We start from the raw sequence: 17,343 nt of genomic DNA on the forward strand, positions 1-17,343 counted from the left end.
CGCGCATGGACGTACTGATCAATGTGTTCGTCGGCCTTCACATCATCGGCATCGCCGCGCTGCTCGGCGGGTTCTTCTCACAGATGAAGGCGATGGGTGAGGGCACGGCCAGCTTCGGCAAGGGCATGCTGCACGGCGCGCTCACCATGCTGGTCACGGGCGTCGCCCTGGTCGGCCTCAACCAGGCGGACGACGCCGAGGTGAACAACGTCAAGATCGGGATCAAGCTCGCGCTGCTCGTCGTGATCCTCGGCCTTGTCTACGTGAAGAGGGACGAGGAGAAGATCTCCCCGCCCCTCTTCGGAGCCGTCGGCCTCCTGACGGTGGCCAACATCTTCATCGCCGTTCTGTGGACCTGAGGTCCGGGACCTGAGCCCCTACGCCGGGCGGACCGCCGAGTGGAACGGCATGTAGTCGATCGACTCGTAGCGGATGTTCGCGCCCGGCTTGGGGGCGTGGATCATCTGGCCGTCGCCGACGTAGATGCCCACGTGGCTGATGTCGTCGTAGAAGAAGATCAGGTCGCCCGGCTTCATCGCGGACTTGGCGACCTTCGTCCCCACCTTCACCTGGTCGAACGTGGTGCGCGGCAGCGAGACGCCGCCCGCCTTCCAGGCGTCCTGGGTGAAGCCGGAGCAGTCGTACGAGTTCGGGCCCGTGGCGCCCCAGACGTACGGCTTGCCGAGCTGCTGCTTGGCGAAGGCGAGGACCTTCTCGGCCTTCTGCGCGTACGAGCTGCCCGTACCGGAGCCCGATCCCGAGCCCGAACCGGATCCCGACCCGGAGCCGGATCCCGAACCCGAGCCTGAGCCGTTGTCGGAGCCGCCGCCGTCCTCCTGGCCGCCGCCGTTGCCGCCGCCCTCGCGCTCGCGTTCGCGCTCCTTGCGCGCTTCCTCGCGCCGCTCGCGCTCCGCGCGCTCCTTGGCCTTCTGACGCGCCTCCTGGCGCTTCTGGCGCTCGATCTCCGCCAGCCGCGCCTTCTCCTGTGCGGTCAGCTTGGAGAGCAGGCCGCGCGCCTCGGACAGCTTCGACTGGATCTCACGCTTGCTCGACTTCAGCGACTTCTGCGAGGCGGTGAGCGTCTTGAGCTGCTTGCTCGCCTCGGAGCGCTTCTTGCCCGCGGACTTCGCGCGCTCCTGGTAGTCGGTGACGGCCTCCTTCTGGCGGCCGGTCATCCGGTCCATGATGTGCGACTGCTTGAAGAACCCCTGCGGGTCCTTGGTGAGCAGCAGGGTGGCCGTCTGGGAGACGCCGCCGGTGCGGTACTGCGCGGCGGCGTAGGTGCCGAGAAGGCGGCGCGAGTCGTTCAGCTTCTCCGTGCGCTTCGCGACCTGGTCGAGCATGCCGTCGACCTTCTTGCGCTGCTTGTCGGTCTTCTCCTTGGCCGCGTTGTACTTCTGCGTGGCGGTGCCCGCCTGGCGGTACAGGGTGTCGACCCGCTCCTTGACCTCGGAGAGGGACCGTTTGCCGCCGCCCGAAGGGTCGCCGGGGGCGGCGTTCGCACCCTGCGAGAGGAGGGTGACGGAGGCTATCGCGGCCGTCGTGACGCCTATGGCGCCCCGCGTGGTCGCGGTGGACTGCAGAACTCGGGTGCGCGGCTTGCGATGCGACGCCAAGGCCGGCGACTCCTTCCGTGGACCGCCTACCGGGTTAGCTGTCGGGTTCGGGCGTCGGAAGGCTGCCCTACGGCGGGCCGGGCGGGCCGCGCCGATTCACCCCAGTCGCACGGGCCGCGCGCTGCGTGGCCGTACGGGTGGGTCCCCGGCTCCGGCACACGGTGAGGCGCGGACCGGACTCGGCGGAGGCGGCCCGCGCCGACGCTTTCGCCGACTGGTGATCCGGGCTGCCTGACACGGCACGGTAGCGGGGGTGTGGTGCCCGTGTGAAGGCTGGTGTTCGACTAGTCCGATATCTCCTCGTTATCTTTCACGGGGACGAAACGCTGTCAGTGAGGCGGCCTAGACTCGTACGACGATGAGCAGCCTCTTCGACGACAGCTTCCTGGCGGACCTCGACGGCGCCGACAGCGCCAACAGCGCCGACGGTGCGGACAGCACCGACGGCACCGGCCCCGAGGCGGACGCGCCCCCGCCGCCGCCCGAGGACGGCGCGCCCGGCGGGCCCGAGGAGGAGATCCCGGACGATCTCTTCGCGGGCACCTTCACCGGCGGCGCCGCCCGAGACGGGCACTATCGCGACGGCGCGCCCCGCCCCGCCGTGGATCCCGCCGCGCTGCTGGAGGGGATGAACGAGCAGCAGCGTGAGGCCGTCGTGCACTCCGGCGGCCCCCTGCTGATCGTCGCGGGCGCGGGCTCCGGCAAGACGCGCGTGCTCACCCACCGCATCGCCCACCTCCTGGGCGCGCGGGGCGTGCACCCGGGCCAGATCCTCGCCATCACGTTCACCAACAAGGCGGCGGGCGAGATGAAGGAGCGCGTGGAGGAGCTCGTCGGCCCCCGCGCGCAGTCGATGTGGGTCTCCACCTTCCACAGCGCCTGCGTGCGCATCCTGCGCCGCGAGAGCAAGAAGCTGGGCTTCACCTCGTCCTTCTCGATCTACGACGCGGCGGACTCCAAGCGCCTCATGGCCCTCGTCTGCCGCGACCTGGACCTCGACCCCAAGCGCTTCCCGCCCAAGGCGTTCAGCGCGAAGGTGTCGAACCTGAAGAACGAGCTGATCGACGAGGAGGACTTCGCGGGAAGCGCCGCCGACGGCTTCGAGAAGACCCTCGCCGAGGCGTACACGATGTACCAGGCGCGGCTGCGCGAGGCCAACGCGCTGGACTTCGACGACATCATCATGACGACGGTCCACCTGCTCCAAGCGTTCCCGGACGTCGCCGAGCACTACCGCCGCCGCTTCCGCCACGTCCTCGTCGACGAGTACCAGGACACGAACCACGCGCAGTACACGCTGGTGCGCGAGCTGGTCGGCCCGGCGGAGGGCCAGGCCGAGCTGTGCGTCGTCGGCGACGCGGACCAGTCGATCTACGCGTTCCGGGGCGCCACGATCCGCAACATCCTCCAGTTCGAGGAGGACTACCCGGACGCGACGACGATCCTGCTGGAGCAGAACTACCGCTCGACGCAGACCATCCTCAGCGCGGCCAACGCGGTCATCGAGCGCAACGAGAACCGCCGCCCGAAGAACCTGTGGACGAAGGCCGGTTCCGGCTCCCGCATCACGGGCTATGTCGCGGACACCGAGCACGACGAGGCGCAGTTCGTCGCCGACGAGATCGACCGCCTCACCGACGAGGGCGAGGCGAAGCCCGGCGACATCGCGGTCTTCTACCGGACGAACGCGCAGTCGCGTGTCTTCGAAGAGGTCTTCATCCGCGTCGGCCTGCCGTACAAGGTCGTCGGCGGCGTCCGGTTCTACGAGCGCAGGGAGGTCCGCGACGTCCTCGCGTACCTGCGCGTCCTGGCCAACCCGGAGGACGCGGTCCCGCTCCGCCGGATCCTCAACGTGCCCAAGCGCGGCATCGGCGACCGCGCCGAGGCCATGATCGAGGCGCTGGCCCTGCGCGAGAAGATCACCTTCCCGCAGGCCCTCGTCCGGGTGGACGAGGCGTACGGGATGGCGGCGCGTTCGGCGAACGCGGTCAAGCGGTTCAACGTGCTCATGGAGGAGCTGCGCACCGTCGTCGAGTCCGGCGCGGGCCCGGCCACCGTGCTGGAGGCCGTGCTCGAACAGACGGGCTATCTCGCCGAGTTGCAGGCGTCCACGGACCCCCAGGACGAGACCCGTATCGAGAACCTTCAGGAACTCGCGGCCGTAGCGCTGGAGTTCGAGAAGGAGCACGAGGGCGAGGAGGTCACCCTCGCCGACTTCCTGGAGCAGGTGGCCCTCGTCGCCGACTCCGACCAGATCCCGGACGAGGGCGAGGGCGAGGACACCGGCGTCGTCACGCTGATGACGCTGCACACGGCGAAGGGCCTGGAGTTCCCCGTAGTCTTCCTCTCCGGCATGGAGGACGGCGTCTTCCCGCACATGCGCGCGCTGGGGAACGTGAAGGAGCTGGAGGAGGAGCGCCGCCTGGCGTACGTCGGGATCACGCGCGCCCGCGAGCGGCTCTATCTGCTGCGCTCGACCATGCGCAGCGCCTGGGGCCAGCCGTCGTACAACCCGCCGTCCCGCTTCCTGGAGGAGATCCCCGACACGTTCCTGGACTGGAAGCGGACGGGCAGCACCGCGACGTCCTCGTCGTACGGCGGCGGGATCAGCCCCGTCACCAGCTCCCTGTCCTCCTCGGCGAGCGCCTCGGCGCGGCGCGGTGGTCCCTCGGGCTTCGCCACGCGCCGCGCGGGCGACCGTCCGGTCGTCCAGCTCGCGGTCGGGGACCGGGTGACGCACGACAGCTTCGGGCTCGGCAGCGTCGTCGCGGTGAAGGGCAGCGGGGACGCGGCGGAGGCGACGATCGACTTCGGCGGCGAGAAGCCGAAGCGGTTGCTTCTGCGGTACGCGCCTGTGGAGAAGCTTTAGCGCTCCGCTGGGGAAAGCCGACATCCCGCCGCAGGGGAGGCGGTGCGTTCTCGGCCGCGGCGCCGTCGTGGTTGTTCGCGCAGTTCCCCGCGCCCCTGACGGGGCGGGGCGCTAGCTGATCTCCAGGCCCTTGCCCTGGAGCCACGGGATGGGGTCCACGGCTGAGCCGCCGCCGGGGCGGACCTCGAAGTGGAGGTGCGGCCCGGTGGAGTTCCCGGAGTTCCCGGAGTAGGCGATGGTGTCCCCGGCCTTGACCTCGCCCGAGCGGATCTTGTTGCTGCTCAGGTGGCAGTACCAGGTCTCGGTGCCGTCCTTGGCGGTCACCACGGCCATGTTGCCGTAGGACATGTCGTACTTGGTGCTGACCGTTCCGTCGGTCGCGGCCATCACGGGGGTGCCGTAGCTGACGGGGAAGTCGATGCCCGTGTGGACCGACATCCAGTTCATGCCCGCCTGTCCGTAACGGGCGCTGAGCTGGTGGTCCTTCACCGGGATCACGTACTTGGGGCGCATCGCCTCCTTGCGCGCGGCCTCCTTGGCCTTGCGCTCCTTCTCCGCCTTCTGGCGCTCCTTGAGGTCGATGCGCTCCTGGGTACGGTTCGCGCGGTCCGCGAAGTCGTCCGCGTCGGCGGAGAGTCCCTGGAGCTGGGTGTCGAGCTTGGTGTTCGCCTGGGAGGGCTTGACCTCGGTCGGCCCGGTGTCGCCCGCGGCCTGTGCGGGCGGCTCCTCGCCGCCGCTCTTGCCGTCGCCCCCGCTCCCGCCTCCGCCGAGGACGCTGGCCGCTGCCGCTCCGGCCACGCCGAGGACGGCGACGGACGGCACGGCGACGGTGAGCAGCGCGCGGCGCCGGGGCTTCGGGGAGCGCCGGCGTCCGCGGGGCTGCGGGACGGCGGCGAAGGAGGCGGTGTCGGGGCCGCCGTCGTCGGGCTCGTATCCGGAGTCATACCCGGAGTCGTAGCCGGACTCGTGGGCGTAGCCGTGATCGGCGTCGTAACCGTCGTGCTCCAGGGCCTCGGGCCCGAAGCGGTCGGTCTGGTCGTAGCGCTCGTGCTCGTAGCCGCCGTGCCCGTAGCCGTCGTGCTCGTACGGCGCTTCGTAGCTCTCGTAGGCGGCGGCGTGGCCCGCGGGCTGCTGCTCGGGCAGTGCCTCGGGGGCGGCCGTATCCGGGAATCCCCAGCTGCTGGCGGTGTCGTACTCGTGCGCCGCGCTGAAGTTCCACTGCCCGGAGGCGTCCTGGCTGTACGTGGCCGCCGCGTAGACGTCGTACCCGGCGCCGCCGTAGGTGTCCTGGTTCGTGTAGGGCTGCTCGTAGCCCGTGTACGCGGTCTCGTAACCGCCCTGGCCCTCGTAGCCGTACGCGCCGGTGGCCGCCTGGCCCGGCTGACCTGGCTGGCCCGGCTGACCCGCCTGGTCGGCGCCCCAGGGGGAGGCCGCCCAGGTGCCGGTGCCCCAGGACGTCGTCTCCTGCACGCCGAAGTTCCACTGGCCCGTGCCGTCGTCCACGACGGGATAGCCGTAACCGGACGTCTCGGCGTAGGCGGCGGACTGGCCTCCGGCCGCCTGCGGGTCGTACGGGTCGTAACTGCCCGGCATCGCGCCGAAGAGCGGGTCGCCGTCGCCATACGCGGGCGCACCGTAATTCGACTGTCCGTAGTCGGTGGAATACGCCGTGTACGAGAAGTCGGAACCGGGGTCGTCGGGACTCGGGACTCCCGACGGATGACGGTCGTTCACCACCAACTTCTCTTTCGCCTAGGCGACAGGGGCGGAGCAGTGCGGCGACTGTACCCGGCGGTATGCGACGGCGACAATCTTCCCGGGGTTTTAGGGGTTCAAGAAAAGGGCAATCGGCCGCCTTTCGGCGGACTACGGACCGGTAGTCGGCTCGGAGTTCGAAATTAGTTCGAGGGGAATTACGGCTCAGGCGACATCCGCCGGAGCGCCCGGGGACGCCGGGCGCGCACCGCTCCGCGCCCCCAACTCCGCGCGGATCCGGGCGGAAACGACGCAGTCGACAGGCAGCGTCATATGTCCGACACCACGCACGGCGATATTGCGTACACGCAGGTCGGAATGGTCGAGCCGGGCGGTTTCCCGCGGGATCATGATCGCGTCCGAGTCGCTCCAGAAACTCACGAACCGCGTCCGGCATCCCCCGGGGACCGGCTCCGCCAACTCCGCGAGCAGCGGCGAGCCGGGGCACATCTGGCGCGCGACCGGGTGAGCCGGGAGTGCGGGCGCAGCCCGCGTGCCGGAGTGCGGGGTCCCGAGGGTGATCACGGTGCGGGTGCGCGCGTCGCCGCCCAGGCGTTGAACGTAATAGCGGGCGATCAGTCCGCCCAGGCTGTGCCCGACCAGGTCGACCCGCTCGTGCCCGGTGCGCGCCAGCACCTCCTCGACCTGCCCCGCCAACCGGCGGGCCGCGGCGCGCACATCGCCGGTGAGCGGGGAGTGGTTGAGCGCGACGACGTGCCGCCAGCCGTGCCGCAGCAGGGAGCGGCGCAGCAGGACGTACGCGGAACGGTTGTCGCAGAAGCCGTGCAGGAGCAGCACCGGCGGGCGGTCGGTGGGATGGGGATGCGGGCGCGGGTGCGGGTGCGAGGCCGGGGTCCCGGTGGGCTCTTCGGGCGTGCGCTCCGCGAGCACCCCGGTGGGATAGAGCAGCAGATGCCCGGCGAGGACCAGCGCGTCGACGGCGGTGGCGCGCAGGGGGAGGGGGAGGGACAGCGGGAGGGGCAGGAGGGACGGAATGGTCGGTACGCGCATGCGGCCACCTCCCGAGGTGCGCGAGAGGAAGGCGCGGCGGCGCTCACGGACCGTGCGGCTCTCCCCTGTCACGCCGATTCCGGGTGAAGAGTGCGGATACGGCGCGAGACGTACGTGTTGTCCTGGGTGTGATTTCCCCCTCCCTTCCGAGCGCGAAACGGCTGGGTGCGGGATCCTGGGGATAACGTGCGTTCACTTCGCCGTTGTGGGCCGTCTGAGGTGTGTGAGTTGGAGGCAGGGATGGGTGTGTCGGGTCCGATCCGCGTCGTGGTCGCCAAGCCGGGGCTCGACGGTCACGATCGCGGGGCCAAGGTCATCGCCCGTGCGCTGCGCGACGCGGGCATGGAGGTCATCTACACCGGCCTGCACCAGACGCCGGAGCAGATCGTGGACACCGCGATCCAGGAGGACGCCGACGCGATCGGCCTCTCGATCCTCTCCGGTGCGCACAACACCCTGTTCGCGCGGGTCCTGGAACTGCTGCGCGAGCGGGACGCCGTGGACATCAAGGTCTTCGGCGGCGGGATCATCCCCGAGGGCGACATCGCGCCGCTGAAGGACCAGGGCGTCGCGGAGATCTTCACCCCCGGCGCGACGACGAACGAGGTCGTCGAGTGGATCCGCACCCATGTGGGCCCGGTGGCCGCGTAGGGCGTACGTCTTCCGTGCGGCTCCCGTACGACTCCCGTACGGGGCAACTCCCGTGCGCTGTCGCCCGTTGCGCCGCCCGGCGGGTCAACTTAGGCTTACCTAAGTAACCCAGGGGCCGGGACGCGTACGGAGGATCCGACGTGGCATCACGGACGAGGGACGACACGCAGGAACAGCACGACGGGACCGGCCGGGCCGCGGCACGCGCCGTACTGGCGCGACTCGCCAACGGACGGCTCGCCGCGGAGGTGCTGGGCACCGCCACCCGGACGGGTGTCATCGACCTGCTCGGTGACGGCGCCCGCACGGCGGACGAGGTGGCCCGCGAACTGGACACCGACCCCGGCGCGACCCTCCGCCTGCTGCGCGCCCTGACCGCACTGGGGACACTGACCGAGACGGCGCGCGCGGGGACAGAGCCCGCTGGGACGGCGTCCGCCGAGACGGCGCCCGGCGAGGTCGCGCACGCCGTTTTCGCGCTCACGGAGATGGGTGCTCAACTGCGCACCGATCTGCCGGAGTCGCTGCACGCGGTGTTCCGGCTGGTCACCGATCCCGGGCTGGTGCGGCACTGGGAGCATCTGGACGACGCGCTCAGGACCGGTGGGTCCACCTTCGCGGCGACGTACGGCGCCGACATCTTCACGTATCTGCGTGACCGGCCCGGGCTGGCCGCCGAGTACCACGCGGCGATGGGCGGAAGCGCCCGGCAGGCCGCCGCAGACGTGCCGGTGCACTACGACTTCGGACGGTTCGCGACCGTCGTCGACGTGGGCGGCGGGGACGGCACGCTGCTGAGCGCCGTGCTGCGCGCGTACCCCGGGACGCGCGGCGTGCTGTACGACACGGCCGAGGGGCTCGCGCGGGCCCGGGTCCGGATGGCCGACGCCGGGCTCACGGGGCGCTGCGCGCTGGAGCCCGGCGACTTCTTCGCGGCGGCCCCGGCGGGCGGGGACCTCTACCTCCTCAAGAGCGTCCTGCACGACTGGGACGACGAGCGGTGCGGCGTGATCCTCCGCAACATCCGGAGGGCGATGGCGGACGGCGGGCGGCTGCTCGTCGTCGAGACGGTGCTGCCGCCCACCGTTCAGGGAGAAGCCAGTGCGGTGCCGTACCTCACCGACGTCAACATGCTGCTGACGTACGGCGGCAGGGAACGGACCCGCGCCGAGTACGAGGCGCTGTGCCACGGCGCGGGCTTCGAGGTCACCTCGGTCACCCCGCTCCCCGCCCCCGACCCCTACTCCCTGATCGAGGCGGCGCCGGCCGGGACCTCCCCTCCGGCATGACCGCCGTCCAGCTCGCGGAGCATCGCCTCGCGCAACCGGAGGGTGGCGACGAGCCGTTGGAACGCCTCCGCCCAGTACGCCCCCGCGCCGGGTGAACCGCCCTCCACCTCGTCGGGAACCGCGGCCAGTGGTGCCAGGCGCTCGGCGTCCGCCGGGTCCAGGCACCGCTCGGCCAGGCCCATCACCCCGCTGAAGCTCCACGGATAGCTGCCCGCGTCGCGGGCGATCTCCAGTGCGTCGACCACCGCGCGGCCCAGCGGCAGCGACCACGGCACCGCGCACACCCCCAGGATCCGGAACGCCTCCGACAGCCCGTGCGCCGCGATGAAGCGCGCCGCCCACGCGCCGCGCTCCTCGCCCGGCAGCACCGACAGCAGCTTCGCCGGGTCGCCGGGGCCCTCGCCGAACGGCGCCGTCGGCGGGCCCATCAGCGCGCGGGCCCACTCCTCGGCCCGCTGGCGGACGGCGGCGCGGCACCACGCGGCGTGCAGGTCCTCGCGCCAGCCGTCGGCGACCGGCAGCGCCACGATCTCCTCCGGCGTACGCCCGCCGAACCGCTCCCGCCATACGTCCAGCGGCGCGGCCTCCGCCAACTGGCCCAGCCACCACGACCGTTCGCCCCGGCCCGCCGGGGGCTTCGGTATCACGCCGTCGCGCTGCATCGCGGCGTCGCACTCGTGCGGCGCCTCCACGGTGACGCGGGGGCGGGCGCCGCTCATCGGGTCGAGGCTGACGCAGGTACGCGCCCGCTCGGCCATCCGCCGGGCCAGCGCCGAGTCCGGCAGCCCCGCGAGCAGCTCGGCCGCGGTCGCCCGTACGGTGCGGCTGCGGTCGGCCAGCGCCTGGTCGAGGAACGGCTCGTCGTCCGGGCCGAGCCCCTGCCGCAGCGAGTCCAGGAACATCAGCCGGTCCTCGGCCCGCTCCGTCTTCCACGTCGACTCCAGCAGCGCCAGCCCGGCGGCCGGGTCGCGCTGCCGCAGCGCGCCCAGCAGCGCGACGCGCTCCGCGAAGAGACCCTCCTCCCAGAGCCGCCGGGCCTCGTCGGACTCGACCTCCGGCGCCCTGCGCCGTACGCCGTCGCGCAGCGCGAACTTCCAGTCCGGGTTCAGCCGCGCCAGCCACAGGGCGCGCGGCCCCGCGAACGTGAGCGTCTCGGCCCGCAGATCGGTACGCGCCCGCGCCGCGTCGAGGAGCGCCGGGAGGACCGCTGACGGCGCCCGGTACCCCCGCTCGTTCGCCGCCGCCAGCCACTGGGGCAGCAACTCTCCCAGGTCGGGGCCCGGCCCGCGCCGCCCGCCCGACGAGCCCCCGGCCGGCGAACGGTTGGCCAGCAGCGTCGTCAGCCGCCACTCGGCGTCCTCGGGCAACGCCGGACGCTCGTCCGGCGGCGCCGGGTCCAGCCGCGGCCCCGGCACGGCGGCCCGGACCCCGGCCCGCCGCCGCACGGTCTGCAGCGCGGCCGCGTCCAGCAGCCCCTTCACCCCGCCCCCGGGCAACGTCCTGCGCTCGGCCCCGAGCAGGGCCGCACTCACCAAGTCGTCCCACGCGTACGCCGTACCGGGCGTACCGGGCGTACCCGGGTTCTCGGGTGCGCTCGGCTTTCCGGCCGTGTTCATCGTCCCCTCCGCCACGTTCGGCTCCCCTTTCCGTGCCGTCGCGTCCGTCACGTTCCCCGTCACAGCGGCACCGCCCGGTCCTCGCTCCAGGCCGTGCGGGGCGCGAACCCCTGGTGGCCGCAGGTGCCGAAGACCGTGAGGGGGGCTCCGCCGGAGATCGCGGCGAGCTTCCACAGGGCGGTGTCGGTCGTGCCGGGGGCGAGGGGCAGGGCCAGGTCCTCGTCGGCGGCGGCCAGCGTCCAGCCGCCGCGGTCCTCCGCCGGAGGCACCGGGACCACGTCCCGCAGCACGTACGGCCACGAGTCCAGCCAGGGGTCGGCGGCCAGCGCCGACGCGTATGCCGCGAGGGCGTCCGGCACCGCGCCTCCCTCGGGGACGAAGCCGGGCACGGGCGGCCCGTGCCGCTCGCCCAGCGCGGCGCGCAGCGGGCGCGCCCCCGGGTAGTACGCCACGTCGGCGTCGACCGAGGCGCCCACCGGCAGGGCCAGTTCGGGCGCGCGCCCGGCCGCGCCGAAGGAGAGGAGCAGCGCGTGCTGCCCCGTCCCGCGTCCGTACAGCCATATGCGGCGGGCCGTGAGCCGGCCCTCCTCGCTGTCCCGCTGGGCGAGGACCAGCCACTCGTCCCGTGTCCGCGCGCTCTCGTCGGCCAGCAGGTCCGCCGCGTCCACGGTGAGGCCCACCCTGCCGCGCACGGTGGCCGCCAGCGGCTCCGGCAGCTCGTCGAGGCGCAGGAACCCCTGGTCGAGCAGGTGCAGCAGTGCGCACTCGGCGAGCAGCCGCCCCGGCCAGCCGTCGCCCGAGGCCGGGATCGCGCCCAGCTCGCGGGTGCGGGAGGCGAGGCCGGGCGCCTGCGCGTCGACCATGCGCGCTGCCATCTCGTCCCACGACGCGTACCCCGCCTGGCCCGCGCCCGCGAGGCCGCCGCGCAGCAGGTCGGCGAGGCGCTGCTCCAACTCCTCGGCGCCCGCGGCGATCCGCGCGTGCCGCCGCTCGGCGCGCTGCCGGGCCGCGGCCCGCTGCTGCTCGGATGGGGCGCCTCCGCCGCCGTCCGCTTCCCCTCCGTCCGTGCCCTCCCCGGCACGGGACGCTCTGCGCGTCGTGCGCTCACGGCGCCCGCTGAGCCAGCCGTCGGCCCACTCCGGCGCCTTCTCCTCCTCGGCCACGGTCGCGTCCCCGCCCGCCCACAGGAGCAACAGCCCCACCGCGTGCTTGCACGGGAACTTCCTGCTGGGGCACGAGCACTTGTACCCGGGGCCCTGGCCGCCGTCGAGATCGACGATCGTCTGGTACGGCTTCTTGCCGCTGCCCTTGCACAGCCCCCACACCGCTCCGATGCCCGTCCCCGCCTCCGACCAGGGACCGGGCGCTGACAGCTTGCTCCCCGCGCGGCGTGACGCATCGTCAGGCGCCAGCGCCATTACCTGCTCCGCTGTCCAGCGGACTGCGTGTCCACCCATGACAAGAACGGTAGGAGGCGCCACTGACAACGGCCCTCCGCAAGCCGTTGCGTATGCCCCCGCAAGGGCGTCGGCGCAGGTCAGGGCGATTGTCAGTGGCGGGGTGCATGGTGGATTCCACGGATCGGCCGATGCCGGGCCACGAGGGGGTTCCCTCGGCCGGTCCGCCTCCATTCGCCATGCTCAGAGGGGGAGTTGTGACCGAGAGTCCTGTCGCTGACCAGGCCGCCGCGCTGCGGCCGCACGCCGAGGACGCCTTCGCCGAGGAGCTGAAGGCGCTTGCGGCGGCCGACGACCGCCCGCGCCCCGAGCGCTGGAAGCTGTCGCCGTGGGCCGTGGCGACGTATCTGCTCGGCGGCGAGCTGAGCGACGGCACGGTGATCTCGCCCAAGTACGTGGGCCCGCGCCGCATCGTCGAGGTCGCGGTGACGACGCTCGCCACGGACCGGGCGCTGCTGCTGCTCGGCGTGCCGGGCACCGCGAAGACCTGGGTCTCCGAGCACCTGGCCGCCGCCGTCAGCGGTGACTCGACGCTGCTGGTGCAGGGCACGGCGGGCACCGCCGAGGAAGCCATCCGCTACGGGTGGGACTACGCACAGCTGCTCGCCCACGGCCCCAGCCGCGACGCGATGGTGCCGAGCCCCGTGATGCGCGCGATGCGGGACGGGATGACCGCGCGCGTCGAGGAGCTGACCCGTATCCCGGCGGACGTCCAGGACACGCTGATCACCGTCCTGTCCGAGAAGACACTCCCGATCCCGGAGCTGGGCCAAGAGGTCCAGGCGGTGAGGGGGTTCAACCTGATCGCGACGGCGAACGACCGCGACCGGGGGGTCAACGAGCTGTCGAGCGCCCTGCGCCGCCGCTTCAACACCGTCGTGCTGCCCCTGCCCGAGACGGCCGAGGCCGAGGTCGAGATCGTCTCCCGGCGGGTCGACCAGCTCGGCAGCTCGCTCGATCTGCCCGCGGTGCCCGAGGGGTTCGACGAGATCCGGCGCGTGGTCACCGTCTTCCGCGAGCTGCGCGACGGGGTCACGACCGACGGCCGCACCAAGGTCAAGTCGCCCTCCGGGACGCTCTCGACGGCCGAGGCGATCTCCGTCGTCACCGGAGGCCTCGCCCTGGCCGCGCACTTCGGGGACGGCGTGCTGCGCGCGAGCGATGTCGCGGCGGGCATCCTCGGCGCCGTCGTCCGCGACCCGGCGGCCGACAAGGTGGTCTGGCAGGAGTATCTGGAGGCGGTCGTGCGCGAGCGCGACGGCTGGAAGGACTTCTACCGCGCGTGCCGTGAGGTGACCGGATGACGGCAGCGGCGGCGGAGAAGGACGGGGGCGGCCCGCTGCTGCTGGGCGTCCGGCACCACGGCCCGGGCTCGGCCCGCGCGGTGCGCGCCGCGCTCGCCGCGCGCGAGCCGGAGGTCCTCCTCGTGGAAGGCCCGCCCGAGGCGGACGCCGTGGTCCAGCTCGCGGCCGACGAGCAGATGGTGCCCCCGGTGGCGCTGCTGGCCCACGCGGTCAACGAGCCGGGGAAGGCCGCCTTCTGGCCGCTCGCCGAGTTCTCCCCGGAGTGGGTCGCGATCCGCTGGGCCCTGGAGCGCGGGGTGCCGGTCCGCTTCATGGACCTGCCCGCGGCCCACGCCCTGGCGCTGACGGACGCGGACCTGGAGCCGGAGGCGGGCGCGGAGCCGGAGGAGGGCGCGGAGCCGGAGGAGGGCGCGGAGGACGCCGTCCGTATCGACCCCATCGCGGTGCTCGCCGAGACCGCCGGGTACGACGACCCGGAGCGCTGGTGGGAGGACGTCGTCGAGCACCGGGGCGTGGGACGGGCGGACCCCGTCGCCCCGTTCGCGGCGCTGGGTGAGGCGATGGGGGCGCTGCGCGAGGCGCACGGCGACGGCGGGCACCGGCGGGACCTGGTGCGCGAGGCCCATATGCGGCTCCGGCTGCGGGAGGCGCGCAAGGAGTTCGGCGACGCGGCGACGGCGGTCGTCTGCGGCGCCTGGCACGTCCCCGCGCTCACGGCGCGTACGACGGCGACGGCCGACCGGCAGCTCCTCAAGGGCCTCCCCAAGGTGAAGGCGGAGATCACCTGGGTGCCCTGGACGCACCGCCGCCTCGCGCGCCGTTCGGGGTACGGGGCGGGCATCGTCTCCCCGGGCTGGTACAGCCATCTGTTCTCCGCGCCCGACCGCCCGGTCGAGCGGTGGATGACCAAGGTGGCGGGCCTGCTGAGGGAGGAGGACCGGGGCGTCTCCTCGGCCCATGTCATCGAGGCCGTGCGGCTGGCGGACACCCTGGCGGCGATGCGCGGGCGCCCCCTCGCCGGGCTCACCGAGACCACCGACGCGATCCGTGCGGTGATGTGCGAGGGCTCCGACGTCCCGCTCGGCCTGATCCAGGACCGGCTGATCGTCGGCGATGTGCTCGGCGAGGTCCCGGACGCCGCTCCGGCCGTGCCGCTCCAGCGCGATCTGGCCCGCCAGCAGCGCTCCGTGCGGCTCAAGCCGGAGGCCGCCGAGCGCGAGCTGGACCTCGACCTGCGCAAGGAGACCGACGCCGCGCGCAGCAGGCTGCTGCACCGGCTGCGGCTGCTCGGGGTCGACTGGGGCGAGCCGTCGCGTTCGCGCACGGAGAGCACGGGCACGTTCCGCGAGAGCTGGCGGCTGCGCTGGGAGCCGGAGCTGTCCGTGCGGGTCGCGGAGGCGGGCGTCTGGGGGACGACCGTGCACGAGGCGGCCGTCGCCAAGGCCCGTTCCCAGGTGCTGGAGTCGGATCCGCCGCTGGCCGAGGTCACCGCTCTCGCGGAGCTGTGCCTGCTCGCGGAGCTGCCCGAGGCGCTGCCGGACGTCATGCGCGTCCTCGCCGACCGCGCGGCCCTGGAGTCGGACGTCGGCAGGCTCGCCCAGGCGCTCCCGGCCCTCGTCCGCACCGTGCGGTACGGGGATGTGCGGGGCACCGACGCGCGGGCGCTCGGCAGGGTCGCCGAGGGCCTCGCCGAGCGGGTGTGCGTGGGCCTCCCGCCCGCCTGCGTCGGCCTGGACGACGAGGGCGCGCGCGACATGCGCGCCCATCTCGACGCCGCCCACCAGGCGGTGGGCCTGCTCGCCCGCGAGCGTACGGGCGAGGGCGAGAGCGAGGGTGCGGGCGCGGGCGCGGATGAGGAGACGGGCGGACAGGACGGCGCCGAGGGGACGGCCGCCGGGCTGATGGAGCGGTGGCGCGCGATGCTGCGCGGGCTGGCGCGGCGCGATCTGATGCCGGGGCTGCTCCGTGGCCGCTGCGCGCGGCTGCTGCTGGACGACGGACAGTTGAGCGACGACGAGGCGGCGCGGCTGATGGGCCTCGTCCTCTCGCCGGGCACGCCGACCGCCGACGCGGCGGCGTGGATCGAGGGCTTCCTCGCGGGCGGCGGCATGCTCCTCCTCCACGACGAGCGGCTGCTCGCGCTGGTGGACGGCTGGCTGTCGGGCGTGCCGGGCGACGCGTTCACGGATGTCCTGCCGCTGCTGCGGCGCACGTTCGCGGAGTACGAGCCGGGGGTGCGCCGTTCGCTGGGCGAGCTGGTGCGCCGCCCGTCAGCCGTGCGGGCCGTGCCGGGCGGGAGCATGGCGGGCACGGGCTTCGGCCAGGGGCTCGACGCGGAGCGGGCGGACGCGGTGCTGGAGACGGTGAGGCTGTTGCTGGGGGAGGGCGCGGGCGTATGAGCGACACGGGAATCGGCACCGGGACCGACGTGGGGCCGGGCACCGGCACGGGGATCGAGGTGGAGCCCGGCACCGACGAGGAGCGGCTGCGGCGCTGGCGGCTGGTCCTCGGCGGGGCCGACGGCAGCGACGGGACCGGCGTCGCGCTGGGCGGCGCGGACGCCGGGATGGACAAGACGCTGGACGCGGTCTACGGGGGAGGGGGCGGGGCAGGCACGGCGCAGGGCGGCGGTGGCAGGCGTTCGGCCGGGCTCGGCGGATCGGCGCCGCAGGCCGCGCGCTGGCTCGGCGACATCCGGACGTATTTCCCCAGCTCCGTCGTGCAGGTCATGCAGCGGGACGCCATCGACCGGCTCGGGCTGTCCGCGCTGCTGCTGGAGCCCGAGATGCTGGAGGCCGTCGAGCCCGACGTGCACCTGGTCGGCACGCTCCTGTCGCTGAACAAGGCGATGCCCGAGACCAGCAAGGAGACCGCGCGCGCCGTCGTGCGGAAGGTCGTCGAGCAGCTGGAGAAGCGGCTCACGAGCCGTACGAGGTCGGCGCTGACCGGCGCGCTGGACCGTTCGGCGAAGGTCACCCGCCCCCGGCACCGCGACATCGACTGGGACCGCACCATCCGGGCGAATCTCAAGAACTATCTCCCGGAGTACCGCACCGTGATCCCCGAGCGCCTGATCGGGTACGGGCGGGCCTCGCAGGCCGTCAAGAAGGACGTGATCCTCGCGATCGACCAGTCGGGCTCGATGGCGGCCTCGGTGGTCTACGCGTCGGTCTTCGGCGCCGTCCTCGCCTCCATGCGCTCGCTCGACACCCGCCTGGTCGTCTTCGACACGAACGTCGTGGATCTCACCGACGATCTCGACGACCCGGTCGACGTGCTCTTCGGCACCCAGCTCGGCGGCGGCACGGACATCAACCGCGCCCTGGCGTACTGCCAGTCCCGCATCAGTCGCCCCGCCGAGACGATCGTCGTGCTGATCAGCGATCTCTACGAAGGGGGGATACGTGACGAGATGCTCAAGCGGGTCGCGGCGATGAAGGCGGCGGGCGTGCAGTTCGTCACGCTGCTGGCGCTGTCCGACGAGGGCACTCCGGCGTACGACCGGGAGCACGCGGCGGCGCTCGCGGCGCTGGGAGCCCCGGCCTTCGCCTGTACGCCCGACCTGTTCCCCGAGGTGATGGCGGCGGCCATCGAGAAGCGGGCCCTGCCGGTGCCGCCGGACCAGTGAGGGCCCGCCCCTTCGGGGCACCAGGGGCAAAGGGGTGAAAGAGGTCCAGTTGTGACCGGTCTCACCGCTCAGGTGTGAGCTGCGATTTATCAAGCGCACACGCGCGGAGCTAACCTGCAAGGCGGACATGCCGCGCGATCCGTGGAC

The 17,343-nt window shown here is 73.0% G+C and carries 12 protein-coding genes and 1 riboswitch; of the genes, 7 read left to right on the forward strand and 5 right to left on the reverse strand.

What is annotated here, in order from left to right; all coding sequences use genetic code 11:
• The first annotated feature begins 5 nt into the window (after positions 1 to 5).
• Complete coding sequence (locus tag ACGF3A_RS01555) at positions 6 to 359, forward strand: hypothetical protein (RefSeq protein WP_393724621.1); 354 nt, start codon at positions 6 to 8, stop codon at positions 357 to 359.
• Positions 360 to 377: 18 nt separating this feature from the next.
• Here ACGF3A_RS01555 and ACGF3A_RS01560 read toward each other — a convergent pair whose 3' ends face one another.
• Positions 378 to 1,616: an NlpC/P60 family protein gene (locus ACGF3A_RS01560; RefSeq protein ID WP_393724623.1), complete on the reverse strand. Its 1,239-nt coding sequence runs from the start codon at positions 1,614 to 1,616 to the stop codon at positions 378 to 380.
• Between the two features lie 7 nt (positions 1,617 to 1,623).
• A riboswitch (cyclic di-AMP (ydaO/yuaA leader) is annotated at positions 1,624 to 1,795 on the reverse strand.
• A 179-nt stretch (positions 1,796 to 1,974) separates the two neighbouring features.
• Between ACGF3A_RS01560 and pcrA the strand changes: the two genes are divergently transcribed.
• Positions 1,975 to 4,485, forward strand: a complete 2,511-nt coding sequence (gene pcrA, locus ACGF3A_RS01565) for a DNA helicase PcrA (RefSeq protein ID WP_393724625.1) — start codon at positions 1,975 to 1,977, stop codon at positions 4,483 to 4,485.
• A 111-nt stretch (positions 4,486 to 4,596) separates the two neighbouring features.
• Here pcrA and ACGF3A_RS01570 read toward each other — a convergent pair whose 3' ends face one another.
• Both ACGF3A_RS01570 and ACGF3A_RS01575 read right to left on the reverse strand, forming a co-directional pair.
• Complete coding sequence (locus ACGF3A_RS01570) at positions 4,597 to 6,219, reverse strand: M23 family metallopeptidase (protein ID WP_393724627.1); 1,623 nt, start codon at positions 6,217 to 6,219, stop codon at positions 4,597 to 4,599.
• A 186-nt stretch (positions 6,220 to 6,405) separates the two neighbouring features.
• Positions 6,406 to 7,251, reverse strand: coding sequence for a lipase family alpha/beta hydrolase (locus ACGF3A_RS01575; RefSeq protein WP_393724629.1), 846 nt, complete (start codon positions 7,249 to 7,251; stop codon positions 6,406 to 6,408).
• Between the two features lie 240 nt (positions 7,252 to 7,491).
• Here ACGF3A_RS01575 and ACGF3A_RS01580 point away from each other — a divergent pair, with 240 nt between their 5' ends.
• Entirely contained in the window at positions 7,492 to 7,902 is a 411-nt protein-coding gene (locus ACGF3A_RS01580; RefSeq protein ID WP_393724631.1) for a cobalamin B12-binding domain-containing protein, read from the forward strand.
• A 140-nt stretch (positions 7,903 to 8,042) separates the two neighbouring features.
• Positions 8,043 to 9,191, forward strand: coding sequence for a methyltransferase (locus tag ACGF3A_RS01585; protein ID WP_393724633.1), 1,149 nt, complete (start codon positions 8,043 to 8,045; stop codon positions 9,189 to 9,191).
• Here the strand turns inward: ACGF3A_RS01585 and ACGF3A_RS01590 are convergent.
• Complete coding sequence (locus ACGF3A_RS01590; RefSeq protein ID WP_393724635.1) at positions 9,143 to 10,807, reverse strand: DUF5691 domain-containing protein; 1,665 nt, start codon at positions 10,805 to 10,807, stop codon at positions 9,143 to 9,145. The two genes, ACGF3A_RS01585 and ACGF3A_RS01590, sit on opposite strands and share 49 nt — an antisense overlap.
• A gap of 59 nt (positions 10,808 to 10,866) precedes the next feature.
• A complete protein-coding gene (locus ACGF3A_RS01595) occupies positions 10,867 to 12,264 on the reverse strand; it encodes an SWIM zinc finger domain-containing protein (protein ID WP_393724636.1) in 1,398 nt (465 codons plus the stop codon).
• A gap of 197 nt (positions 12,265 to 12,461) precedes the next feature.
• Between ACGF3A_RS01595 and ACGF3A_RS01600 the strand changes: the two genes are divergently transcribed.
• The 3 genes from ACGF3A_RS01600 to ACGF3A_RS01610 are packed head-to-tail and all read left to right on the forward strand — an operon-like array spanning position 12,462 to position 17,196.
• Positions 12,462 to 13,568, forward strand: coding sequence for an AAA family ATPase (locus tag ACGF3A_RS01600; protein ID WP_393724638.1), 1,107 nt, complete (start codon positions 12,462 to 12,464; stop codon positions 13,566 to 13,568).
• On the forward strand, positions 13,565 to 15,967 hold the full coding sequence (locus tag ACGF3A_RS01605) for a DUF5682 family protein (RefSeq protein WP_393724640.1): 2,403 nt from the start codon (positions 13,565 to 13,567) through the stop codon (positions 15,965 to 15,967). The genes ACGF3A_RS01600 and ACGF3A_RS01605 overlap by 4 nt, the downstream gene beginning before the upstream one ends.
• Positions 15,964 to 17,196: a VWA domain-containing protein gene (locus ACGF3A_RS01610; protein ID WP_393724642.1), complete on the forward strand. Its 1,233-nt coding sequence runs from the start codon at positions 15,964 to 15,966 to the stop codon at positions 17,194 to 17,196. The genes ACGF3A_RS01605 and ACGF3A_RS01610 overlap by 4 nt, the downstream gene beginning before the upstream one ends.
• Positions 17,197 to 17,343 lie beyond the last annotated feature (147 nt).

The sequence above is a fragment of the Streptomyces sp. NPDC048172 genome (assembly GCF_043202595.1).
Classification (GTDB): Bacteria; Actinomycetota; Actinomycetes; order Streptomycetales; family Streptomycetaceae; genus Streptomyces.

Coding starts and splice junctions, on each gene's coding strand:
- ACGF3A_RS01605 (WP_393724640.1), top strand. CDS start 13,565: ATGACGGCAGCGGCGGCGGAGAAGGACGGGGGCGGCCCGCTGCTGCTG.
- ACGF3A_RS01555 (WP_393724621.1), top strand. CDS start 6: ATGGACGTACTGATCAATGTGTTCGTCGGCCTTCACATCATCGGCATC.
- ACGF3A_RS01580 (WP_393724631.1), top strand. CDS start 7,492: ATGGGTGTGTCGGGTCCGATCCGCGTCGTGGTCGCCAAGCCGGGGCTC.
- ACGF3A_RS01595 (WP_393724636.1), bottom strand. CDS start 12,264: ATGGGTGGACACGCAGTCCGCTGGACAGCGGAGCAGGTAATGGCGCTG.
- ACGF3A_RS01610 (WP_393724642.1), top strand. CDS start 15,964: ATGAGCGACACGGGAATCGGCACCGGGACCGACGTGGGGCCGGGCACC.
- pcrA (WP_393724625.1), top strand. CDS start 1,975: ATGAGCAGCCTCTTCGACGACAGCTTCCTGGCGGACCTCGACGGCGCC.
- ACGF3A_RS01575 (WP_393724629.1), bottom strand. CDS start 7,251: ATGCGCGTACCGACCATTCCGTCCCTCCTGCCCCTCCCGCTGTCCCTC.
- ACGF3A_RS01590 (WP_393724635.1), bottom strand. CDS start 10,807: ATGAACACGGCCGGAAAGCCGAGCGCACCCGAGAACCCGGGTACGCCC.